The organism is Candidatus Sulfotelmatobacter sp. (assembly GCA_036500765.1).
Classification (GTDB): Bacteria; Acidobacteriota; Terriglobia; order Terriglobales; family Acidobacteriaceae; genus Sulfotelmatobacter.
This window is the reverse complement of the sequence record DASYBM010000016.1, coordinates 643,166-667,033: the sequence shown is the minus strand read 5'-3', so window position 1 is coordinate 667,033 and position 23,868 is coordinate 643,166. Positions and strand designations below refer to the sequence as shown.

The 23,868-nt window shown below is 55.2% G+C and carries 19 protein-coding genes; 12 read left to right on the top strand and 7 right to left on the bottom strand.

The genetic code is table 11. The features are described 5' to 3' along the window. Positions 1–139 precede the first annotated feature (139 nt). Together VGM18_19930 and VGM18_19925 are read right to left on the bottom strand one after the other, a co-directional pair. The gene (locus VGM18_19930; protein HEY3975282.1) at positions 140–334 is read right to left on the bottom strand and encodes a hypothetical protein; all 195 of its coding nucleotides are present in this window, start codon (positions 332–334) and stop codon (positions 140–142) included. Positions 335–559: 225 nt separating this feature from the next. After that, the gene (locus VGM18_19925) at positions 560–3,517 is read right to left on the bottom strand and encodes a PAS domain S-box protein (GenBank protein HEY3975281.1); all 2,958 of its coding nucleotides are present in this window, start codon (positions 3,515–3,517) and stop codon (positions 560–562) included. Between the two features lie 151 nt (positions 3,518–3,668). Between VGM18_19925 and VGM18_19920 the strand changes: the two genes are divergently transcribed. The 3 genes from VGM18_19920 to VGM18_19910 all read left to right on the top strand — a co-directional run bounded on the left by VGM18_19920 (position 3,669) and on the right by VGM18_19910 (position 5,657). Then, on the top strand, positions 3,669–4,118 hold the full coding sequence (locus VGM18_19920; protein HEY3975280.1) for a DUF2231 domain-containing protein: 450 nt from the start codon (positions 3,669–3,671) through the stop codon (positions 4,116–4,118). Between the two features lie 106 nt (positions 4,119–4,224). Then, positions 4,225–5,211, top strand: coding sequence for a metallophosphoesterase (locus VGM18_19915; protein ID HEY3975279.1), 987 nt, complete (start codon positions 4,225–4,227; stop codon positions 5,209–5,211). A 59-nt stretch (positions 5,212–5,270) separates the two neighbouring features. Further along, positions 5,271–5,657 carry a cupredoxin family copper-binding protein gene (locus VGM18_19910; protein ID HEY3975278.1) on the top strand — a complete coding sequence of 129 codons (387 nt, stop codon included), beginning with the start codon at positions 5,271–5,273 and terminating at the stop codon, positions 5,655–5,657. A 368-nt stretch (positions 5,658–6,025) separates the two neighbouring features. Here VGM18_19910 and VGM18_19905 read toward each other — a convergent pair whose 3' ends face one another. Continuing rightward, a complete protein-coding gene (locus VGM18_19905; GenBank protein ID HEY3975277.1) occupies positions 6,026–6,769 on the bottom strand; it encodes a glucose 1-dehydrogenase in 744 nt (247 codons plus the stop codon). Positions 6,770–6,827: 58 nt separating this feature from the next. On the opposite strand from VGM18_19905, the gene VGM18_19900 reads away from it, so the two are divergent. Then, a complete protein-coding gene (locus VGM18_19900) occupies positions 6,828–7,526 on the top strand; it encodes a helix-turn-helix domain-containing protein (protein ID HEY3975276.1) in 699 nt (232 codons plus the stop codon). A 1,724-nt stretch (positions 7,527–9,250) separates the two neighbouring features. Here the strand turns inward: VGM18_19900 and VGM18_19895 are convergent. After that, the gene (locus tag VGM18_19895) at positions 9,251–9,970 is read right to left on the bottom strand and encodes a hypothetical protein (GenBank protein HEY3975275.1); all 720 of its coding nucleotides are present in this window, start codon (positions 9,968–9,970) and stop codon (positions 9,251–9,253) included. A gap of 140 nt (positions 9,971–10,110) precedes the next feature. On the opposite strand from VGM18_19895, the gene VGM18_19890 reads away from it, so the two are divergent. The 8 genes from VGM18_19890 to VGM18_19855 all read left to right on the top strand — a co-directional run bounded on the left by VGM18_19890 (position 10,111) and on the right by VGM18_19855 (position 16,757). Further along, positions 10,111–10,878: an alpha/beta hydrolase gene (locus VGM18_19890; GenBank protein ID HEY3975274.1), complete on the top strand. Its 768-nt coding sequence runs from the start codon at positions 10,111–10,113 to the stop codon at positions 10,876–10,878. Between the two features lie 69 nt (positions 10,879–10,947). Continuing rightward, on the top strand, positions 10,948–11,688 hold the full coding sequence (locus VGM18_19885) for an alpha/beta hydrolase (protein ID HEY3975273.1): 741 nt from the start codon (positions 10,948–10,950) through the stop codon (positions 11,686–11,688). A 414-nt stretch (positions 11,689–12,102) separates the two neighbouring features. Then, positions 12,103–12,945, top strand: coding sequence for an enoyl-CoA hydratase/isomerase family protein (locus VGM18_19880; GenBank protein ID HEY3975272.1), 843 nt, complete (start codon positions 12,103–12,105; stop codon positions 12,943–12,945). Between the two features lie 9 nt (positions 12,946–12,954). Next, a complete protein-coding gene (locus VGM18_19875; GenBank protein HEY3975271.1) occupies positions 12,955–13,806 on the top strand; it encodes an MBL fold metallo-hydrolase in 852 nt (283 codons plus the stop codon). Positions 13,807–14,242: 436 nt separating this feature from the next. After that, a complete protein-coding gene (locus VGM18_19870; protein ID HEY3975270.1) occupies positions 14,243–14,641 on the top strand; it encodes a hypothetical protein in 399 nt (132 codons plus the stop codon). Further along, entirely contained in the window at positions 14,638–15,369 is a 732-nt protein-coding gene (locus VGM18_19865; GenBank protein ID HEY3975269.1) for a hypothetical protein, read from the top strand. Before VGM18_19870 ends, VGM18_19865 begins: the two co-directional genes overlap by 4 nt. After that, positions 15,366–16,181 carry a hypothetical protein gene (locus VGM18_19860; GenBank protein HEY3975268.1) on the top strand — a complete coding sequence of 272 codons (816 nt, stop codon included), beginning with the start codon at positions 15,366–15,368 and terminating at the stop codon, positions 16,179–16,181. The genes VGM18_19865 and VGM18_19860 overlap by 4 nt, the downstream gene beginning before the upstream one ends. A 36-nt stretch (positions 16,182–16,217) precedes the next feature. Beyond that, on the top strand, positions 16,218–16,757 hold the full coding sequence (locus VGM18_19855; protein ID HEY3975267.1) for a metallophosphoesterase: 540 nt from the start codon (positions 16,218–16,220) through the stop codon (positions 16,755–16,757). Between the two features lie 25 nt (positions 16,758–16,782). On the opposite strand, the gene VGM18_19850 is transcribed toward VGM18_19855, so the two are convergent. The 3 genes from VGM18_19850 to VGM18_19840 all read right to left on the bottom strand — a co-directional run bounded on the left by VGM18_19850 (position 16,783) and on the right by VGM18_19840 (position 23,866). After that, complete coding sequence (locus VGM18_19850; GenBank protein HEY3975266.1) at positions 16,783–22,584, bottom strand: alpha-2-macroglobulin family protein; 5,802 nt, start codon at positions 22,582–22,584, stop codon at positions 16,783–16,785. Positions 22,585–22,824: 240 nt separating this feature from the next. Then, positions 22,825–23,271 (bottom strand): SAV_6107 family HEPN domain-containing protein, encoded by a 447-nt coding sequence (locus VGM18_19845; GenBank protein ID HEY3975265.1) that lies wholly within the window; start codon positions 23,269–23,271, stop codon positions 22,825–22,827. After that, on the bottom strand, positions 23,243–23,866 hold the full coding sequence (locus tag VGM18_19840) for a nucleotidyltransferase domain-containing protein (protein ID HEY3975264.1): 624 nt from the start codon (positions 23,864–23,866) through the stop codon (positions 23,243–23,245). Before VGM18_19840 ends, VGM18_19845 begins: the two co-directional genes overlap by 29 nt. Positions 23,867–23,868: the final 2 nt, after the last annotated feature.

Here is a 23,868-nt window from a genome sequence, read left to right as displayed (position 1 = left end):
TAGGATTTGTTCAACACAGCTTTTATTCGAAGACCTTTAAACTCTGAGCCATCCTGGTGTGCCGAAAGACTGAACTCACCACCGCGATTGCATTCCTCTCTCAAATCGAGGCTTTACTGCAGTGCCTGCGCGTCGTCTCTCAATCTTTTTCTCTATCCATCCATTCGCGGATATAGGGGGGACAGTTTTCAAGCTTCATGCCATCCGCCTCGCCAGCCCTTAGAAACCTCACTGCGTCGCGATCCGCCAGCCTCAGGTCTCGCAAATCCAGAATGATATTTCGGTACTCGCAGTCAAAATGCTCCTTCAGCTCCGCGACCTGTTCCGCCGCCATACGTCCACTCAAGGTAAAGACTGCAAATCTCTGCCTCGCTGATCTTTCGATCCTCAGGGTCATGAGTTATCGTCGCTCTGTATTGCTGTCCGGGCGACTGATGTAAGTGGAAATGCAATACAGAGGCCAGATGCAACAGCTTGAAAACAGGAGGTCAGGGCCAACGGCGGGATGACGAGACTTCGGGAAGTGCCGAATTTTCGGGAGTTGAAAAGTGAGCTTAAACTACTCGGAGGCGAACTTACGTTTCTTGATCTTTAGCTGCTTTATTTTCGAGTCCAGAGTTGATCGGGGAATTCCCAGTTTCGCTGCCGCCCCTTCTGGGCCAGCAACTTTCCCTTTGCTTTCTGCCAATGCAGTTTCGATAATCCCTCTCTCCTGATTTTGGAGAGTATCGGGCAAATAACCTGACAAGTCTTCCCGAACTGGCTCCGGGCTGGCCAGCCAAGCCTTTTCGATCCGAAAGATGTCGCCGCCGCTAAGGATCACCGATCGCTCAACGATGTTTTGCAGCTCACGGATATTTCCCGGCCATGAATACGACTGGCACAGTTCAAGCGTATTCTTGTCAATCCTGCGAATTTGCTTGCCAAGTTTCTCCGCGTATCGCTTAACGAAGTACTCGACCAATATTGGAACATCTTCCTTGCGCTTGCGCAGAGCAGGCACCTCAATCGGGAAAACGTTGAGCCGATAAAACAAGTCCGAGCGAAACGTTCCCGCGGCGATAGCTGCCGTTAAATCACGGTTGGTTGCGGCTAGGACGCGAACGTCGGTCGTCAGAATTCGGTTACCTCCCACGCGCTCGAACTGCCGCTCCTGAAGTACTCGGAGCAATGTAACCTGGGTCTCTGCGGGAAGATCGCCCACCTCGTCGAGAAAAATCGTACCGGAATGTGCCAGCTCGAAGCGGCCCTGCCGGCGCTGCACCGCCCCGGTGAAGGCGCCCTTCTCGTGACCAAAAAGCTCCGACGCGATCAAGGACGCAGGAATCGACGCACAGTTTACGCTGATGAATGCCTGGCCCGAGCGTTGTGAGTGCTTGTGTATGGCGCGCGCAATCAACTCTTTTCCGGTGCCGGTCTCGCCTGTAATCAGCACCGTCGAATCGGTGGGCGCTACTTTCAAAATGCTCGAGAGCACGTTTTGCAGGGGCGGAGACGAACCCACAATTTCCTCAAACATGAATGCCTGATCGATCTGCTCTCTCAGCGCCAGATTTTCGTCACGCATCCTCTCTTCGGCCTGCTTGCGATCCTCGATATCCGTCCCAGTCGCATACCAGCGAATAATGTTCCCATGGTCGTCGCGAAGCGGATTGTAGCGGACAAGAAACCAGCGATATTTCCCGTCCTTCCCAAGCCCTCGTTGCTCATTTTCGAAAGGCATGCCGCGCGCAAGCGCTGCTTGGCGTTCCTCACGCAACCTTTCCACATCCTCAGGGTGCAGGATCCGCGCCCGATGGTCTCCCCTCTGGAGTTCCTCCAAAGTGAAACCGCTGTAATCGAGCACGGTCTGATTTGCATAAAGGGGCGTCCCGTCCGGGCGCAACACGAAAATATAAGTGGCGATGGCGTCAACCATCCGCCGCAGCTCTATTTCCTCCGCCTGGATTTGCTCAAACGCCTTCTGCAGAGCCGAGTTCGCTTCGTGCTGCTCGCTGACATCCACGTCGGTGCCAACGTATTCCACAATATTTCCCGTCTCATCGAGAACCGGGTGCCCGATCCCGTGGATATGCTTTACCGTTCCATCAGGCAATACAATCCTGTAATCTTGCACAAAATCGGCTTTCTCGCGGCGCGCCTTCTCGATCCGTTCGTTAAATCTGTCGCGATCGTCGGGGTGCATCAGTCGAAAGAACTCTTCCGAATCCGGGAGGTAGCTTCCTTGTGGATCTAGTCCAAAGATGCGTCGCATTTCCTCGGACCAGTAAATCGCTCTCTCCGTGTTGGGGTTATAACCCCAACTGCCCGTTTTGGTTAGTCTCTGCCCCTCGGCCAGATACGCCTCATTCCGCCGCAGGGATTCTTCGGCGCGCTTGCGCTCTGTGATGTCCTCGGACAGCGCCATAAAGAATCGCGGTACTCTCTCGGTGCCCGGCACGAGAGAAACGTTGACGCTTACCCAAATCAAGCTGCCGTCCTTGCGTGAATACTTTTTCTCCATCTGAAACTGCCGGCATTTGCCCTCCAGCAACTCGCTGACGAGCGCCCGATTGGCTTGGTGATACTCCTCGGGTGTAATGTCCAGAAAAGAAAGTGAACGCAGTTCCTCCTCCGTGTAACCCAGCATTGCCTGATAGACATGATTGGTGGCTAGAAAGCGGCCGCCGTCCGGGTCGGTCAGCGAAACGCCGATAGCAGAATTTTCAAAGACGGATCTCCATCGCTCCTCGCTTTTCCGAAGGGCTTGTTCGGCCTGCTTGCGGTCTTCGATGTCAATAGCGGTTCCATACCATCTGACAAGTTTTCCAGTTTCATCGCGCAGCGGTACATTGCGAATAAACCACCAGCAATATTTTCCGTCTGCCCGCCGAACCCGGGTTTCAGTATCCATCGCTCGCCCGTTCTCAAGGGCGCTCCGCCAATCGACGACGATCCTCGTCCGGTCATCGGGATGAACCACCGATTCCCACTTCCAACCCAAGGCCTCGTCCAAAGCTAGACCTGTGAACTGCAACCAACGATCGTTAACGAACTCCACCTGGCCCTCGGGCGAGGTGCTCCAGACGTGCGCCGGAACCGTATTGACCACGTCGCGAAGCGCTCTCTCGCTCCGTTCAAGTTTCGTTTTTGCCTCTTTGTACTCGGTGATATCTCGATAAATAAGGTAGACAGCTATTTTGTCGAAGCCTATCGAAATGCTTTTTGCCACAACGGAAACTTCAAAACGAAGGCCGTTCTTGCGTTGCCGAATGCCTTCGAATTCGATTCTCTTCCCCGAAAGGAGCGAAGCCCTGTGCTTAAGATGCTCGGCGTGCAATTCCTCGGGAACGATTAAATCCGCAAGCCCTTGTCCCGCAGCCTCTTCTGCTGTGTACCCGAAGATTCTTGTGAATTCCTTATTGACTCGCAAGACGTGGAAATCATCGTCGGTCATGATTACCGCGTCGAGCGACAGGTCAAACAGTCCGTCAAACTGCTCTTTCTCTCTGCGCAATTCCTTAGCCGAATCAGCCATGGTTTCGCCCTTCTCTCAATTACTGTAGCTCCGTTCCAATGACGGTACAACGCAACAGCCGATTCGACGCGGTGAGCCAGTAGGCCAGTCTGGAATAAAAGATCCGGATGCCAGTTATCTCTCACGAAGGTCACCCTTAAGGAGCGGCGTAATGGTAAGTCCCTTTGATCTCAAAACCATACTTCTGGCCAAGCACGCACAACACGTCGTCCTCATCCATTTTCCAATCGCCCTGTTCATCGCGGCAGTTGTCTTCGACTCGATCGCGCACTGGGCGAAACGCCAGGGATTGGCAAACGCCATTTACTACAACTTGCTATTGGCGGCGATATCAAGCGTGCCGGTAATCGCGACGGGCCTGCTGGCGTGGCAGTTCCAGCTTGAGGGTCAAAAGCTCAAGGGAATCCTCCTGCTTCACCTGTTATTTGCGCTGCTCTCGAGCACCATGATCTGGCTGGTTTGGTGGATACACTTTCGGGCACGTCGGCGCCAAGTAGCCCTACCCAGATTTCGTCTGGCAATCGAATTGGTTGCCGTTGGTGTTGTCGCTATAACGGCACATTTAGGCGGCTTTCTGAGCGGCGTGAACGGACCCGCCTAGATCCGGGTCGGGTACGGCACGGCGATTCACAATAAGTTTCGCGTTAGCCGGGAATAAAACCAATCTTTCAAGGTTATCTACCTCGATGGCGATTCACGGAGGGCAAATGGCAAACAAGAAGCAAGATCTGATCGATCAAAAATTACAAGACTTTAACAACGACGGCGTCGATCGCCGCGGCTTTCTCAAGTGCATGGCCTGGGCCGGTACCGGACTTCTCTGGACGATGAACGGCGGCGTTCCCGCGTCTCGGGCCTTTGCGAAGAACATGGGCAAAGATGCCGGCAAAGGCGCGGACTTCACTTTCGTACAGATCAGCGACAGCCACATCGGCTTCAACAAGCCGGCGAACCCAGATGTTACTGCCACCTTGCAGGTCGCCATCAACAAGATCAACGCTATGCCCCAGAGACCGGATTTCGTCATCCACACGGGTGACCTAAGCCAACTCTCCAAGCCCAATGAATTCGATACTCTCGACCAGGCATTAAAAGGCGCATCGGCGAAGCAGATCTACTTTGTGCCCGGCGAGCATGACATGCTCTCCGATAACGGGGAGCAGTATCTCCAGCGCTACGGCAAGGGAACGAAGGGTACCGGGTGGTACAGCTTCAATCACAAGGGAGTCCATTTTGTCGGCTTAGTGAACGTCGCCAACTTGAAAGCCGGAGGTATGGGATCGCTCGGTCACGAGCAGCTCGAATGGTTGGAGGATGACCTAAAAGGACGATCCGCCAGCACTCCTATTGTGCTGTTTGCGCACATTCCGCTGTGGACGATCTATTCCGATTGGGGCTGGGGGACCGATGACAGTGAGCAGGCATTGTCTTACGTGAAGAGGTTTGGTTCCGTCACCGTCCTCAACGGGCATATTCACCAGATCATGCAGAAGGTCGAAGGCAGAGTCTCGTTCCACACCGCGATGTCAACTGCCTTCCCCCAACCTGCACCCGGATCAGCTCCGTCGGCCGGACCGATGAAGGTGCCAGCGGACCAGTTGCAACAGGTGCTGGGCATCACGGATGTGAACTATGTAGTCAGCGGCAAGAGTCTTGCAATCGTCGACTCGCAGCTATCGGCCTCAGGTTCTTAAAGTTTGTGCTTCAACAACAGATTAGCCGCCTGGGCGCGGCCCAACAAAACGCGATAACAATGTCAAACTTGGAAAGGAACACGACCATGAAGGGCAAGAATGTATGCGTTGCAATTCTCGCGGCAACAGTAGTGATTGCGATTGTATCGCTGCTAGCGGGATCACCCATAGTGAGAGCGAGTGACAGACCCTCTTCGCAGGGGGCAGAAGTGAAAATTGACAATTTCAGTTTTGGGCCACAGACGATCACGGTACCAGTCGGAGCGACAGTCACCTGGACGAACCGCGACGACATTCCTCACACGTCGGTCAGCACGGAGGGTGCGTTCAAGTCGAAGGTGATGGATACTGACGAAAAGTTCTCCTATACCTTTACCAAGGCGGGAACCTATCCCTACTACTGTAGTATTCATCCAAAGATGACGGGCCAGATAGTCGTGAAATAAAGGCTGTTCGCCTCGGCGAACGGCGGCCTTTTGATCGCGGGTTGGCATTGATATGAAGGCAAACTGCCCCGGCGGTGACCAAGCGCTTACGGGAGTTGTCCCGAAACTTTCCCACGGGCATGGACTACACATTCCGTTCGACAACAACAAGGCCATCACTCAGGGCATTCACTTTTCACAAGTTCTTTGCAATGTTGGCGTCCCCGACGGGATTTGAACCCGTGTTGCCGCCGTGAAAGAGATACGAACGATTGTAAGTAACTGAAATCAAAGGCACGGTTGCTTGCGCCGGTTCATTCGGCATCCGGCTCATGCGGCGCAATACGTCGCGCAAAAGTCGTGTTGAGGTTCAGTGGTAGAAGAAGGGCTTACACGGCCACACCGCCGCCATCGACCGGCAAATCGATTCCAGTGATAAAGCTGCTTTCGTCCGAGGCCAGGAACACCGCTGCCGCTGCGATCTCTTCAGGTTTTCCCATGCGCCCCATCGGAATCATCGTTTTGAAACGTTCCTTCATCGCTTCCGTGTTCGCTCCAAATTGACCTGCAAGAATAGGTGTCTCTGTGGGACCGGGACTGATCACGTTCGTGCGGATTCCTTTGGGTGCGAACTCCGCCGTCCATGTGCGCACGAACGAGCGCAGCGCCGCCTTGGTCGCTCCATACGTCGCATAGGCCGGGAAGCCTTTTTGCCAGATCCCCGAGCCAGTCAAGATAATTGATCCACCCTGTTTTATCAGAGGCAGAGCCTTTTGGACTGCAAAGAACACCCCTCGCGCGTTGATGTCGAAAGTCTTGTCGTAGTCCTCGGCGCTCACGACTCCTGTTGGTTTCGGCTCTGCTATGCCCGCGTTCGCAACCAGCACATCGAGCTTGCCTTTCTTTGTAGCTACTTCCTTGTATAGCCGGTCCAGGTCGTCGAGATTGGAAACGTCCCCTTGGACGGCAGTCACATTGCTGCCGATTTCGGCGACGGCCTTATCCAGCTCCGCCTGCCGGCGGCCGGTAATGAAGACATAGGCTCCCTCTTTCACGAACCGCTTGGCGGTCGCAAGTCCGATACCGCTGCTACCCCCGGTGATGACGGCGACTTTCCCCTGTAATGCAGCCATGATTTGATCTCCTTCTCAGATTCGAAGTGTCCGAACTTATGGACCTGTCGTTTCAGATGTGCGCGATGCGAAATGGGTTCATATTTTTCAACCTTTCGTTCCAGAAATGCGTCAAACGTTTATGAATACCTCAATGCCCGTGGAAGTGAAGATGGGGCGGCCTCGCGGCTTTGATGAAGACGCCGCGCTCGAAGCTGCGATGCGAGTCTTTTGGGAGAAGAGCTACGAAGGCGCGACCATGGCCGACCTGACAAAAGCCATGGGAATCAATCGTTCCAGCATGTATGCCGCATTTGGCGATAAGGAATCACTCTTCCACAGGGTCATGGAGCGCTACCGCGAAGAACGGATGAGTTATATCAGCCAGGCTCTCGCTCTGCCGTCGCTGCGGGAAGTCGTAGCCAGGGTGATCTATGGAACCGCGGAGTTCCTCTCGACACCTGGCAATCCTCGGGGCTGCCTTTCGGTCCAAGGGGCACTGGCATGTGGCACAGATGCGGAACCTGTAAAACAAGCAATTATCCACTGGAGAAGGAGCGGTGAAGCGGCTTTGAAGAAGCGACTGCAACAGGCGCAATCTGAAGGCGATTTCCCTGGAGAAATCCAACCCGCAGACTTTGGCCGATACCTCGCTTCGGTAATAGCAGGCCTTGGCGTTCAAGCCGCCAACGGGGCAACGAGGGCAGAATTGCGGCGCGTCGCTGAAATCGCCTTGCGCTGCATTGAAACTGCTCTTTCGCAGACAGGAAAGCAGTAACCCGAAGCGTGCGCACTTCTTCTGCTTTAAAGACTGGCGTCGAAAAGCGCAGAGCTTTACATCTTTCTGCAAGAGCTACGCCGACACTCTTCACCAAGAGGCGCTTCGGTGAACACCATCCCTATCCGGCTTGGGCACGAATCATTCAACGTGACGCGCGCTGCCGGGGGCAAGGACGCGAGTCCAAAGAAGCGCAATTCGAATCTTCCGCTTTCATTTTCGAGGTTTTGGCCGTATCGTCGGCTAACCTGAAGTTGAGCCCCGTTAGGAGGCGACGGGTTGCCCGTCATTCGAACACAATGCGTTCAACTTGACAGAACTCAACTTCTGGCCGGGAATCGCTTCCCGATTACCCGTGACCACGAGCCATGATGCCTGGAACTTGAAACCCGCGCAAGCCAATCGCATTAATCGCACGCTTGGCCGAGATCTCCTTCGAATATTTCCAAGGGCCCTTTGCGTCCCGAATTTTCCCGCTTCCATTTTCCTGGAGGCGCGCCAACCACACTCGCAAAAGTCCTACATAGCTTGGATTGGTCCGAGAATCCTGCCAGCAGTGCGATTTCCGCCAAGGAATTCTGCGTTTGGGAAATGAGGCCCTTCGCGATCTCGACGCGTTGCAGAATCAAATATCGATGCGCGGACATTCCAAACGATTTCTTGAATGACCGTGCAAAATGGCTGACGGAGAGTCTGCATTCATCGGCAAGAGCCCCCAACTTCACTTCGCCATCCAAATGCGCGTGAATCAGCTCTACGACACGCCGTTTTTGCCACGGGGCCAAACCGCCCTCAAAACGCTCCACCGGTCCAGTGGTACCGCCGTAACGCCCGACGAGGTGAGAAGTAATCGTCAACGTAAAATAATCCATGAACAGCCGAGAGAATATTTCCGGTGTTTTGAGGGATGGCACGATTGACTGCGTCAAGTGATACAAGGTCGGATCCGGAGTTCCGTAAACGCAAAAGAGCCGTCTAACTCGGGACACTCCTTGATCGTCGGTGAATGCATCCAGTGTCGTTCGTGGAACGTGGAAATGAACCCAGTCGATTGCACCCGGGTTTCGGATGCTCGAATCTGATTCCAGATCGCACATCGCAACTCCGCCCGTCGGCCATGGGCCGGTCTTGATGTGTTTTCCATCCGTCCACAGTTCCCAGTCACCCTTGCCTGCTGGATTCAGATGAACTGAAACAACGTAAGCTCGTTCCGATGGAATTGAGGCTGTCCGTTCCGGGATTCCACTGCGTGCGATCAAACGCGTCATCGCCAATTGTGGCCGGACAACCGAGTCCAAGGAATCGATAGCCACATGCGGCGGTTGGTTCATTGTGAAGTATTTCGCCATCTGCGCGCCGTACGCACTTGCAGAATTTCCTGAAGTCGCCATCAAAAACTCCATTCTGAATCTGCTCCGTTCCAAAGCTTTCGAAGAAAGTTGTTCGGACGAAATCCACTAAATGATCGAAAGCCAAGCGGCGCCAAATCGCACACAAAATATACATCTGTCTAAAGATTTCGAAAACAATTTTCCACCGGATCCGTCCGGTTCAAACCGCGTTTGATTCCACAAACGAGCGAAAAGATCCGCACACTTTTGCTCAGATTATTCATGCGATGGCTCCCTGCTTCACTTCAAGCCGTCGCCCCACATCACAGTCTGAACAGCGAGAAGGATGGGTTCCTGCTATGAGGAAATAGTCCCTCGATGAATCATGAGCGTTCATTGCACGCGCTCGTACCGCATTGTCCAGACTCCTCGATCGCCTGAACGGTATTCGTTTCCATCCCATGGTGAACCGCAAATATGCAAGTGCGCGTAGGGCGTTCCAGCGAACATCACCATCGTTCCTGCGTCTCGCATGACCGTGCCGAGGCCGGTCACTTTCGCGTCGAACGGCCAAAGGATCATCCAATGCGGACCGATCGGAATCGCAGGGCTTGTCGTGTCAAACGGGTCCGTGAAACTCCTTTGCGTCGCTCCGTTCAACATATAGATCAGGCCCGGCGAAGTATTGGTCGGTTTTGGCTTTCTCGCGAGAAGATCCTTGAACCAAACCATACCCATCGGATCCAGCGCCATATCGACTTTTCCGATGATGTTTTGGTCTCCGGGAACGCACACCCAATTATTGGTGCCAGCTCGAAGGACGCTCAGATTTCCTAGATGGTCCATCTCACCGACGGTTGCGTCGGCCGTGACTTGGGAGGGACCCGCAAGCATCGCGCGCCGTATCTTTTCCTTCTTGATTTCTTCCGTCATTCGCCCATTCTCCTCCGCCGAGCCAAGTGAACTTAATGCGACTCCGGAAGCCGCAGCGACACTCATAAATTTCCGCCGACTCAAGGCTCCAGTTATTGGGCTAGAACTGTTCTGCCCTTTCTGATCGTCATTCATAAGTCTCCTTGTCTGACCAAGAGAATCTAGTTTGCTGACCACCACACTACTCCCTCACAGCCGACTCTGGGCCAGCCTGTCAGTCCTTGCGTTCATTCTGCGGGCAATAAACGGCAAAAAAAGCAAGAACGAGCAAGATGGAGTTCGGTGATATCCCCTACGCTCTTGCCATGGAGGAGAAATTTATGCGTGATTTTCTGAAAAGCATTCTCGTGGTCGTTTCAATCGTAATTCTATTGATCGCCGGATCTCTTATGGCACAAAGTGCGCCAGTAAAGAATATCGTCCTCGTCCATGGGGCCTTTGCTGACGGCTCCAGTTGGTCGAAGGTCATTCCCTTGCTTCAGGCGAAGGGCTATCACGTTACTTCGGTCGCGATCCCGCTTACTTCGTTCGCTGACGATGTCGCCGCAACGAAGCGTGCGATCGCCGCCGAAGATGGGCCAGTGATCCTGGTCGGCCATTCCTATGGTGGAGTCGTAATCACCGAGGCAGGAAACGACACTAAGGTAGCCGGCCTGGTATATGTCGCGGCGTTTGCCCCAGATGCAAATCAAAACATCACGGAGATCAGCAAGCCTTTCCCGCCACCTCCCGGTCTAACCATGGTCAAGCCGCTGAATGATGGTTTCATCCTGCTGACGCCAGAAGGTATTGAGACCGCATTCGCTCAGGACTTGACCAAGGACGAAAAGGCACTCGTTCTGGCGGTTCAGCCCCAGACCGCGGGCGCGATCTTCGGTGCGAAGCCCACAGCGGCTGCCTGGCATAGCAAGCCCACGTGGTACGTCGTTTCCAGCAACGATCGCATGATTGCGCCGGAGCACGAGAAGAGCATGGCGAAGCAGATGAACGCCGCGACTACGGTCCTGCCATCGAGCCATGTCGCTATGCTGTCTCATCCCAAAGAAGTCGCTCAGGTGATCGAAGACGCAACCCTCGGAAAGAAATAAGGGCGATCCGCAGTTGAATTAGCCGCGGGCCGAAACACATTCCATACCAAAAAATCTAGCACGGCACGCTTGAATCAAAGCACTGAAAAGGAGAACAAAATGAAACCTATGCAAACCAAACCCAGCATCGTATTTTGCCACGGGCTCTGGGCTGACGGCTCGTGCTTCAGCAAGTTAATCGGTCCCCTGCAGACTGAAGACTATGAGTGCATCGCGGCGCAATACGGCCTCAACTCAACGGCCGAGGACGTTGCCTTAACGAAAGCAACAATCGGGCGGGTCAGCAACCCGGTCATTCTTGTCGGCCACTCCTACGGCGGAACTGTCATCACCGGCGCTGGAACGGACGATCGCGTTGTCGGTCTGGTTTACATCTGCGCGCTTGCTCCGGACGCGGACGAGAGTTCGCAGACGCAGCAGTCTAAATTCCCGACGACTGACGTTTTCTCTCAGATAGATGTCGTGGATGGTCGTATCTGGCTGCGTCGGGAGGGCACAAAGTTTTTCTGCGGAGACCTTTCGGAGCAGGAGCAGCAGCTCGTTTGGGCGACACAAGGTGTTCCGACACCCGACCTGTTTGACGCGAAGGCGGGAGGAACTGCCTGGAAGTCAAAGCCCAGCTGGTACATCGTCGGTAAGAAAGACCACACGGTTAATCCCGATCTGGAGCGCTTTTTCGCCAAGCGCATGGGCGCCACCGTGTACGAGCTCGACAGCAGCCATGTGCCGATGCTCTCCCAACCGCAACGCGTCCTCGACGTAATCCGTACCGCAGCAAAAGCCGTTCAAGAAGCTACGGCGGCGGCCTAAAAACGTCGGGCGTGGAATATTGCCTGCAGCAATTCCCGGTAACCGTTCAGGTAGGTTGCTGTCACTTGAGAACATCGAGTCCGGCTGAACGGTTACAGGATTGAGGCCACCGCACGCCTGAAAGAGAGCTCAAAACGATATGTCATCAGATTTACTTCAGAACGTTCTTCAGGCGCACGGGGGCATACAGCGCTGGAGTCGCTTCGCAACCATGGAGGCAGCATTCGTGACAGGTGGGCAATCGTCTCGTCCGCACTGCGATCGATACCCCTCTCGCCGAAGGCCTTGCGCTTGAGCGAAATCTCTTCATGAGATTGTGCATCTCCGACGATGCGCTAGCGCGCATGCGCTCTTACGAAGCAAAGAAGATCACAGACCCGTCCCGCTCGCTCGAAGCTTAAAGGAGGATGAAAAATGGCCAAGTCCAATACGACGCCGATACGCGTGATCGAGGAAACGCCCGGCTATTGGAGAGCGGTGTTCGATTATCCGCCCTTCAATGTCGTCGATGGGGATGTCTTCCGGGCACTCCAGTTCCTTCTTGTCCGAATGGAGACGAGCGAGACGCTGCGGGTGGTTGTATTCGAGAGCGCGCTTCCCGACTTTTATCTGTCGCATTTCGATCTGACCGGCAACCTTGGCAATGTCATGACGGGGATCGGGCCCTCCGGCTTGCCTATCTTGATGGACACGTTCGTACGCCTCACGAAAGTGCCGGTCGTCAGTCTCGCCAAGATCAGGGGTTGCGTGCGTGGCGTCAGCAGCGAGTTCGTTCTTGCATGCGATATGCGCTTCGCCTCGCGCGAGAACCTGAAACTCGGCCACCCCGAACTCGGAGTCGGGCTGCATCCTGGTGGCGGCGGAACAGAACGCCTTCCCCATCTGGTGGGACGTGGGCGGGCGCTTGAAATCGTCCTGGGTGCCAACGACTTTGACGGCGAGATAGCGGAACGATATGGCTATGTGAACCGATCATTGCCGGACGCCGAGCTGGACGGCTTCGTCGATGGCCTTGCGCGCCGGATCGGCTCCTTCGATCGGCCCGCTCTCGCAGCGGCAAAACGTCTCGTCAATGAGGTCTCCTTGCCGTCGTTCGATCGACTCCTGGCCGCCTTCACATCATTTGGGACAGCACTCGGCTGGCCCGCGGCCCAGAGGCGTGTAGGAGCCGTGTTGGAGCGCGGACTGCAAAGCGACGCCGAATTCGAGAAGGATTGGCCTGAGATGCTTGGTACTCTCGGCGCGCCGAAACATTGAGGAGGAGTGATGACGAATCGACTGCGGTGGGAAGTTTTTGTCAGTGTCCAAATTCCGGTAGTCACGGATAACCTTGCGCCCAGGACGACGGAGATGAAGTGGTCGCCTATCTCTTCAACGCTCATTTCCGGCGAGCGCGATGCAGTTCTGGTGGACACGGCAATCACGGTCGATCAAAACCAGAAACTTGTCGATTGGATCGTGGCCAGCGGCAAGAATTTGACGGCAATCTACGCAACCCACGGCCACGGCGATCACTTCTTTGGAGTACACACAATTCAGAAAGCATTTGCAGGGGCTAGGTTCGTCGCGAGGAAAGAAGTCATTGATGTCATGCGAAAGCAGGCATCGGCTGCGGTAGTTGAATCATATTGGCAACCGCGGTTTCCGGGGCAACTAGATTCAACCCTTGTGATCGCAGACGAACTCAAGGGCGGGGTTCTCGAACTGGAAGGAGAACAGCTTGTCAGTGTCTCTCTCGGGCATACCGATACCGACAGCACGACATGCCTTCACGTCCCTTCGATTGGGCTGGCCGTTTGCGGCGATGCGCTCTACAACGATGTCCATCTCCACTTGGGCGAATCGGACGCCGAAGGCCGTAAAGAGTGGATCGCAGCCCTCGATACGATTGAGTCACTCAGGCCGGTAGCCGCCATAGCGGGACACAAGAGGCCGGACGCGCCTGATACGCCAAACAACATCGAAGCGACGCGAAAATACATTCGCGATTTCGACAACATTGCTTCCCACACCAAGACCGCGCTCGAACTCTACGATGAGATGCTTACGATTTATCCCGAACGTGTGAACCCGGCCGTCTTGTGGCTTTCGGCGAAGGCGTCAAAGCCGGGGACGTGAGCAAGATTCAGAGCGCTCTCGCATAGGAGGACCGCTGCGGAAAGAGGCGCGAACCTGAAGATCACTTCATGGCTAGCTCTCGCAAACAGGGTACCGAGCTTGCTGCCCATGAGTCCTGAGCCAAAAACGCCGATACGCATGTGCTCTCCGCGCAATGTCGGAAGGAAGCGCAACGCTCATCGTGGAGTGATTCAGCAGCTAAACCGTAGCGTAACCCGTAGTGCGCCAAAACCGGCAATTCCGCAAATTGTTGATCAGGTTGGCGTCCCCGACGGGATTTGAACCCGTGTTACCGCCGTGAAAGTCGTCCTAGAGTTCTTAACTGATTGAAATTAAACGGTACGGATAGCGCTCTAGGGCACTTATCGGACTGTAGAGACGGGTTATCGGACTGTTAACGGACTGTGATGGCCAGGTGCCAAGGAGCCTGAAAATCATGGACCCTACACTTCTTTCTCTGCTGGAAGCGATCCCGCAGAAACCGCCTCGCTCCAAACTCGAAACCCACCGCGAACTGATTCGCCAACTGCGACGCAAGGGCTGCACCTATCGCGATATCGTGCGCATTCTCCGCGAACGCGTCGGCCTTGACGTAGCAGTCAGCACGATTCACTCGTTCATCAAGGTTCGCGCAAAACACCGAAAGCAGGTGCAGTACGAACTGCCACCGCTCGAACCGCAATCGTCCGTGACCGCCCGCATGAATCCCGAAGACGTTGCCTCCCGAATTGCGGCGCTTAAAGCAAAGCCAGTCGAGCACAAGGCAAAATCCAAGCACTTTCACTTCGAAGAGAGCGAGCCGTTGAAACTCATCGGCCAAGGAGGATCGCGATGAACACCCAACCAAAGAAGAAACGAGTCGTTTTTACCATGGGCGGCAAAGGCGGAGTTGGCAAGACTGGCCTGATGGTCACCCTGGCTGAGTGGTTCGAAGCCAATGAGATTTCGTTCACGCTGCTCGACCTCGATACGGAAAACAAGGCACGGGGATCGCTCAAACATTTCTTCAACGGGTCAGTAGCTAAGGTGAATATTCACACGCCAGCCGGCCTCGACGCGTTCGTGGATCATCTCGAATCCGGCGCGGCGATCATCCTCGCCGACATGGGAGCCGGTTCGGGGCAAGTGGCGAGCGACTGGTTCGACGCCATGTATGAAGACGTTTCTGCCACAGGTGCGCGCTTTACTGCCGTAGGCGTTATCACGCCAGATCCGGCGAGTGTTGAAAGCGTCCTCGCCTGGGCAAATCGTCTGCAGGATCGCGCCCAGTATCTTGTCGTCCAGAATGCAACGAGTCCCCAAGCGGACTTCAGCTATTGGGACTCGGCTGAGCAAGCGCTCCGTTTCCGAGAAGCTCTCTCACCGATGGTAATCCGTGTGGAATTTCGCTTGGCCGAGTTGGAAAATCCGGCGCGGCAGCACGGCGTACGACTCGGACAGGTAGCCACGAGGCAGAACTCGGTCCACGAACTAAAGCGTGCGTCGATCGTGATGCGCGCCGAAAGCTATCGGCGGCGTCTCTTTTCCGAATTCGACCGGGCGAAGGAGGTGTTCCTGCCATGAACACGGATCAGCAGGTCCTGAGTTTGGCGGGTACCGAACCCGAAGGCCAGACGCTGTTCGATGAACTGGCAGGACTGGTGCCCGCTGAACGACAGGCCGAATACTACAGGGTCATCGCGCACACGCGCACACTCAGTCCAAACGATGAGATGCTCAGGATACTGGAAGCAATGGGCATTCTCGCACTGCTTACGCGAGAAACGCCCGCGGAAATCGCCGCAGAACGCAAGCAGCTGCGAAAGATTCTGGAAGCCTCGGCGTCGCAAGCCGGTACAGTCGAGAAGCGGATGGAAGAGTACGCATCACGACTCGAATCGCGCCTCGCTCAATTGCCGAAGGAATTGGAAACAGGGTTAGACCCGCCACGAATTGCGAAGTTGCTGGGTGAGAGCCTGCGACAGTGCTTCCAGCAGTCCGGTCTGCCGGATACTGCCAGCGCTCTTGGCCAGTCCTGTACTGAGATGAACTCCGTTCAAAAGCAATTGCTGAACGTGCTGCGAGAGGTAGCCCACCCTGACGTTGGGGTGATTGCCAGAACCAGGAGCGCCAACGACTCGCTTCTGCGGAGCATGGCTACTAGAGCACAACAGATGGACGATTTCCTTGTTAGGCTGGAAAAACAGGTGTGGGCGATTTGGCTGCCTGTCGTTACCAGTGCTGCCGTAGCCTTGGGTTTCGCCTTAGGGACGTGGTTTGCCAACTGGAGGCAACCCGCGCCCGAGACCGGGAACGCAGATCAGTCGCAACAGCGGCTGAGCGCTCCCGACGACGCATCTCAAGCCGCTCAGCGCGAGCGGACAAAGCGCCATTGAGGGCACGATTGCATCGCCACAGAGTTCAAGGGATCTATGCCGGACACATGGTTCACAGCAGATTTTCATTTTGGACACCGCAACATCATCCGTTACTGCAATCGTCCGTTCGCAAACGTCGCGGAGATGGACGAGGCAATCATTGAGCGATTGAATGCATCGGTAAAGGCGAGCGACGTTCTCTATTTCCTCGGAGATTTCTGCATTGGAAGCAAGTCACTCGTTCTGGAGCACCGGAGGAAGATTCGCTGCAAGAAGATTTTTGCGGTGCCCGGCAATCACGACAAAGAAGCTCGCAAGTTGAGCGAGGATTTTTCTTGGCTCAACAACCTCGCAGAAATCTCCATACATGGCCAACCCATCGTGCTCTGCCACTATGCCATGCGCGTATGGAACGGTTCCCATCACGGCTCTTGGCATCTTTATGGACACTCCCATGGGCGATTGCCAGAATCGCCCACTTCGCTGTCACTGGATGTCGGCGTCGACACACATGACTTCCGACCATGGCACTATGACGAAATTAGTTCATTGCTGACAGGGAAAGCAAAGGCACGAAGCGTACCCGGTGGCTAGGGGCACTCCGGGCTGCGAGAGATTCCTATTCTGCTGCTACGGTCTTCCCCGGTTCTGACTGTGGACTCGGCTTAACGTTGAAATCAGCTGGTGGCAGGGCGACCAGCGCCTCGGGGTTGTAGTAGTCATACAGAATCGAGGGAGCAGTTCGGGCTTTTAGCCCGTATCGAGGACGGAACGCGAAGGTGAGCTTGGTGCCTCCGGCGTTTGGCCAAAGATAAAGTACGAGACGGTCGGGCAGAACATCATAATGCGACACAGTCCATCCCGAGTTGTTGACTACATCGTCCAACACCCGGCGATCAACGTCGGCACCAGGTGGTAGGCCAATTTCAGCAATCATCATGCCCCATCCACGGCTTCCGATTCGCTCGGCGTCGATAGAACAACGAACCTCCTCTCCAGCGTGAGCTTCCGTCTTATCGAATCTGACCGCGAGACGGAGGGCATCAGAATCGCCGGGACGAGTAGCCTCGGTGACAGCGGTTCCGGCCCACGGGACATAGTAATCGGCGACAACCTGAACACTGGCGGAAGAAAGCGTACTTCCGTTCTGGACGACTATCGTGTTATCGCCCGGCTGAATCATCTCCGAAATATCAATAATTGCTGGGGCGTCTGAGGTCGGAGACCACGCTCCAGTGAGCGACACAGCCTTGCCATTGACTGCAGCCGCGAGTCTAGCGTCGGGGTTTCTAAGAGCGCTCGTATCGATTCCTTTAAGTAGTGCAGATAGAACATCGACAGTCGCCTGACCCGAGTACCAGACCCCGTAACGATCCTTCTGTTGCAGTAGCCACAGCGTGCCCGCGTCAACCAACCTGCGGTTGTCAGGAGTTGGATCGATGGTCGCGAGCGATAAGACGGTCATCGCGGTACTCTCGACGCGGCCCGCATGTCCCCAGCCGTAAAACGGAGTGTTGTGCGCGAGAGCCCAGTACATCCCACCGTGTTCTGGGGCAGCTAGTTTGACGAGTTTCGCAACCGCGGCGGACGATTGTTGTTTATCGCCGAACTGATAAGTCGCGATGGCGAACTCTGCAAGGGCATACGGTTCACTGAGATCACGATGAGGATCGGACAAATAGGCGAGTGCACGTGAAACCGATTCGTAGAGAGACTTCTTCAGTGGTTCCTGGGCACGCTTTTCCGATTGCGCCACTGTAACGGCAATGTACGCGGTGAGCCCGCTGTCATCGTATCCGTACCGTGGTTGCCAGTGGCCATCTTTCGCCTGCTGCCCAATGAGCCATTTCTCAGCACGGTGGATGATCTCGCGATCAACATCGGTGAACTCTGAGACATCCGATAGAAACCGCACGGCATAGGCAGTGAGTGCCGCATCCGGCGAGCCGTGACCCCAATAACTGAACCCGCCGTCGGCCTCGCGATAGTTGAGCAAACGGTGGTAACCGAGGCTCACATAGCGGCTGGCCTTCGCCTGCAATGGAGCATTCGTCCTACCGGAGGCCTTGTAGTACTTCAACAACATCACACTCGGATATGTCGAAGACAACGTCTGCTCACCGCAACCGTAGGGACGCTCCAATCCGGCTTCGATGCTCTCCGTGACCTGAGCCAGCAGGTTGGGATAGATTTTCAATCTGGAGCGCACACTTCCGGGAATAACATCGGGCGCGATGTTCAGCGAGAGTGTGGAGTCACCGCGGAGAATGCTGGCCACAGTTGAGCTTTGCTCCAAACCATTGGGATGAACGGTAACTGACTTCTCGATAGCGTCGCCGGTAGTGCGATTCGCAGCGTAGACCTGCTGTTTGCCGGCCTTCACTGTGGCGATCGCACGGAATGGGAATGTGGCAGTCCTGGATTCGCCAGCATCCACTGAAATCTCTTGTTTGCCAGGCTGTTCCAAAGAGAACCAACTGGCCGGCTTCAGTTCGACGCTGAGTTGCTGTGCCTGCGGAAGGTAATTTCGCACTACGACCGGAAGGTCGATGACATCACCGATGGTGAGGACCTTAGGCGGATCATGCTCAAGAAAGAACGGTTGGAAGGCTTGGATTTCGCTGTCGGCTACCCCGATCTCGCCCGTCTTTGTCGAAGCCAGCACGGTCATCTTCCATGTGGTGATGTTGTCGGCGAGCTTGAACTTCAACTTGGCATGGCCGCTGGCATCGGTAATTACGGAAGGCGACCAGAACAGGGTCTCGGGAAAGTAGTCACGCAGCCTCGGCGTAAATGTCTCTTCGTGAACCTGAACCTTGGTTCCTTCGGCAGACTTGCTTACCGCCACGGATGCGCTCGTTGTCTCAACGTTGGCGACCGCCGCTGAAACCTCTACTGTCTCAGACACCGAGCCAACGTTGAGCATGACATTTACAGCCGTCATGCTCGTTGAATGAACTGGCACGGTGCGTATCTGGGTCGCTCGAAATCCAGGAGCGGAAATACTCATGTCATAAGTGCCAGGCGGAATGTTGCGAATGACGTACGCACCGTCCGCACCAGTGGTCGCAGAGAACTTCTGGCCGGTCTGCCGCAGCGTCGCGACTACGGTAGCGCCGCCAATGACGGCACCAGTCGCGTCTGTCACAACCCCGTTCATGGCACCGGTGTTTCCGCTCAACGGCTCAGAAGTAACGGATTGAGGGATCAGGTCCTTGCCGCTCTGCTCGGCAATGTCACGGGAGAAGCTGGCAACGGGAAAGTCGTCTAGAGTGTTCGCCTTGCCGTCTGGACCAGGACTCATGATGCGAATCCAAGCGAGCTTTCGCGTCACGGGAGTGCCCGTTTGGATTCTTGCGTCAGCCTGATAGGTAATCCGGGTCGCGTCGCCGTATTCCGACTCGACGCTGTACTTGACGTAATAAGGATGTCCCCAGGGGTCCACCAGTTGGCGGAAGTTGACGCCACTGTCCATCATCGCTTTGTCGAACGTCTCGTCGTCTTGAGGGAACGATCCACTCGAACGAGAGAGACCGTAAAGCCCCGAATCGACCTTCGCACGCGCCTGCTCAAAATAGTCGATGGCGCTGGTCCAGATAGCAAACGGTTCGTAGAGATCTCGCGGAATGTTGTGTCCAGAGCTGCGGACAATAATTTGATAGATCGAGCCGCTGACTTGGAATGTGAACTGGTAAGGGTTGCCCCAGGGGTCGCGAAGTGTTTTGAGGTCGAGTCCACGCGAGAGTACAGCGGCGCTGAGAGCATCACGATCGCGGATGTATGCGCCCGAGGATGCGTACGTCTCTTTTACAACGCGGTCAATGATCTTTCCGAAAGGCTGGAAGTATGGCCAGCTCACGGTAAGGACATCAATGTCATCTGCCGTACCCGACTGCTTGTCAGGACCGGCGGACACGACATTGAGCGTGCGATTACGGTAGTCGATGCCGAAATTGTAGCGATACGGAGTACCCCAAGGATCGACGATGCTTCCAGGGTCGAGGCCCCCTTTTCGAAGAACGGACGCCAGTTCATCGGTGTTCGTGGCAAACTTCCATCCGATCACATCTTCGTCGAGAAGAACTTTGCGGACTGGTTCAAGTTCACTCCGCATCTTCTCAGAGAAGAGTGAGCGGGTTTCGTATCCGTATTTGTAACCTTCGATTTCTGGTAAGCCGACCCAGTAGTAGCCGCGGCCCTGCAAGAGCATCTCGGCGACAAGGTCCATATCGTCAGGCAGTGGCTTTGAGAGGTCAAGCCCGTCAAGGTCCTTAAATGTGATTCCTCCAACGGACTCGGGTGGATACCACCAACTCCAGTCCCAGAAACCGTAGTGCCCCTCCCCGAATTCCTGGTCCGTACGAATTCGTTCTTCTACCGCTTTGTCCACTACCACAACTCCCAAGGCGCTGGCGGAAGTCGCCCCAGAGGGAAGGCTAACATTGAGCGCGGCACTTACGTCCTCTCCTGGCTTGTACGTTGTGCGGTCCGTTTTGACTTTTACGGTCAGGGTTGACGGACTGGGAAACAGAACGGCCCTCGCGCCGGAGGGGATCTCGTAGCGCTCCTCACTGTCCGTTTCCAGCGAATACGCTGCGAGGATCAACTCTCCCTTGAACTCGGGCTGGTACGGGACAACCGTGAACCCTCGATGATTATGCAGACCTATCCGACCAGACCAGAGGACAGCTCCATCGCGGGAGAGGTCGACGATGACGTGCCCCGAGAGAGTGCTGGAGGCGCGAACAGAGACGACCATTTGATCATTGGCCTGATACAGAGACTTGTCGGTTGTGACCTGGATCAACCGGTCGGAGTCACTCCAGAACACTTCGTCATACGAAACGGTGTGTCCGCTGTTGTCGCGCACGTCGAAAACCAACTGATAGCCGGTGTTCTGGTTAGAGTTGTCGTCACCTCCAGTCAGGAGCTGTAGATCGGAAACCTTGGCGACGCCGTATCGGTTAGTTTTCACGGTACGAAGGAAATCCCGGATGCCGGATGAACGTTCCTCGCGATAGTTGCTGTAGCGGTTTCGGTCCTCGCTGACGTTGACATGACACTCCGCGGGCGTGCCGTCCGGATAGTAAGTGGAGAGGTAAAAGGCGGCCCGATCTCCGCTGACGTTCATGCCCGAAACATAGACGTGGATCTGTTGATGACTGAGGCGGACCTGAAAGCGACGCTGCTCGGTCTTGCCAGTGCTGGGATCTGTGACATACGCCGCGTAGTTGAGGTCTTTGAAGCGTCTGTACGTCTCCTCCGCGAGTTCCTCGTGTAGCTTCGCAAAGTCAAGTGTGAATGTCGCCCTCCCGAAATGGTCGAGTTCGCCTGACTGATGATCGGCCTCATCAACTACCCACTTGTGCTGGGTCGAATCCCAATGACCCTGCTCTTCGCGGACCAGCTTCACTGGACCGCGGGTCAGGTCCTTGCCGAACAGGTACTTAGCAGATACCTCAATTGATGCGCTTTGACCCGGCAAATAGTAGGAGCGGTCCGGCTTGGCAGCAACGGTAAAGTTAGGGAGATCGTACCGGCTGACGCGAACGTTCGTCATCTCTTGAGCGCTGCCGTAACGATCGCTGTTTGAGAGTGAAACCTGGAGCCCATATGGACCGAGTTCGGTGGAGTCGGGCAGATCCCAGTCGATGTTGGCGATGCCGAATTCGTTAGTTTTAGCGGTGGTGCTGAATACAGTGTTTGAGTCGGGGTCAACCAGCTTGAACTCGGCGTCCTCGTTTGCGATGGCGTGCTTATCGACACTAAGTACGAGGGCACGAGCGTGCAGCGACTGCCCTGGCTGATAGAGAAGCTTGTCGGTATTGATAATGATTCGGGCGCGCGGGTCGAGATCGAAGTCGAAATCCTCTTTCCGCGTTTGGTCGCGTTTCCGAGCCTCAACGTTGACTGAGCCCCCGTCAGTCACACTTCCTGGGATTCGGAACAGAAGAACCGCATCGCCAGATGAGTTCGTAGAGTGCGCGATTGCCGCAGATTTGTCAGCCGAGTCGAAGTCCAGTTTGCCTCGAACCTCCACTCCGCTCACCGGCTTCCGCGTAACGGGATTGGCTGCGTGAACCCGGACGCGATATGCCTGGCCAGGTACGGCTTTGTCGGCGTGCGCGATACGGAGTTCGAACATCTCGGGGGAAATAGTCCCGAGGGCAACGATTCCGTTAGCGACCTGCTTGCTGTTCACTTGGAGACGGTACCGCACTCGGTACCAGAGCACCGGGTCGTTCTCAGAGACCGTCGGGACAGCCGGTCGCGGCAGATTCCGGTTAATTAAGTTGCGGCCGGGTTGGAACAGCTCGCTATTAACGGTGCGGGATGATGCGACGACTGCGTCTTTAGGATCAAGCAGCTCAACGTAGAGAATCCCTGAGACGACCGATCCAGACTCGTTCAAAACGGGCACTGCGAGTGAGATTTCCGTTTCCGAGATGACAGCACTCATCTCCGATTCGCTGATACGGATAGTCGCGGAGCTCGCGAAAAGACACGCCGAACCAACGAGTAGGAGAATGGCCAGCAAACGAATGTATTGCGCAGATCGCATGTAATCTGACCGCCAAGCGTAAGATTTACGCGAATGGTAGCACGGGAAAGGACTTATTTCTGTGTCGCGGGGGGCTTGGTATCAAACCGTGGCCGTTTTCTACTTCTTAAGCGAAGGGTGATTTTTCGCAATCCAATCTTCTACCTCGCCACAAAACTGGAACGCCTGGGCAAGAAGTTCCTTCGCTTCGGTCTCAGTCGCTACGTTGGAGAAGGTGTAGTCGATGGTATTTCTCTTCCGGCGACAGGTCTCAAAATAATCGGCGTACTTGTCAGCAGGCTTACCCAATACAAGCTTTACGCTTTCAAACGATACGCGGTGATGTCCGACCTTGCTTACGATACGATACCCTGCACACGCGATGGCCATGTTTGCGGCTTGGAGTGCAGCGTTGTAGGCAGTTGCGAACTTCCGGTCTGCCGAAAGGCCGGCAAGGCTCGCGTCTGCGAGGTCCCGGGCGATCAGGGCGCGCATATTGTCCAGTTCCTTCTTGGATGTTTTGTGTTTCTGGGCATCTTTATCTGCCAACAATTTCGTCCAAGTCACTCTGACCTCCTCTCACAAACTGCTTCCTACCCCGCAGGATCGCAGTAAGGAAATGATCGCGTGATTTTACTTTCTCCCGAAACTCTTCGGAAGAATATACCGTGGCGTTCACTTCCCTCCCAAGGCGCTGTTCCGCCTTGCGCAGTGCTGGGGACAGGTCTGCGAGACCCGCTTTGCCTATAACCATCAAATCCACGTCACTCGTTGCATGTTCACGGTTTCGCGCCACCGAACCGTAGACAAAGGCAGATTGGATCGTATCGCCGAACGGCTCAAGAATCTGCCGCACAATTGGAACCAATCCTGCAGTCTTCTCGAAAAGTTGCTGCAGTTCCCGGAATACAGGCGAACTAGTTTCCGCTTTGAAGTAGGTTCGGGTTCCCTCACGGCGGTGCGCCAATATTCCGCTCGCCACGAGCGACGACAGCTCGCGCTGAAGGCTGGATGGGGTGGTCCCGAGGCGATCGGCGAGTTCCGACAAATACCACCACTTCTCTGGCTGCGTAAGCGTGGCCGCGAGCACACCTTGTCGCACCTGTGGGAACAAAGCCGTCAGTACGGACGAGTTACGCATATTGCGTATATTATTACGCATAT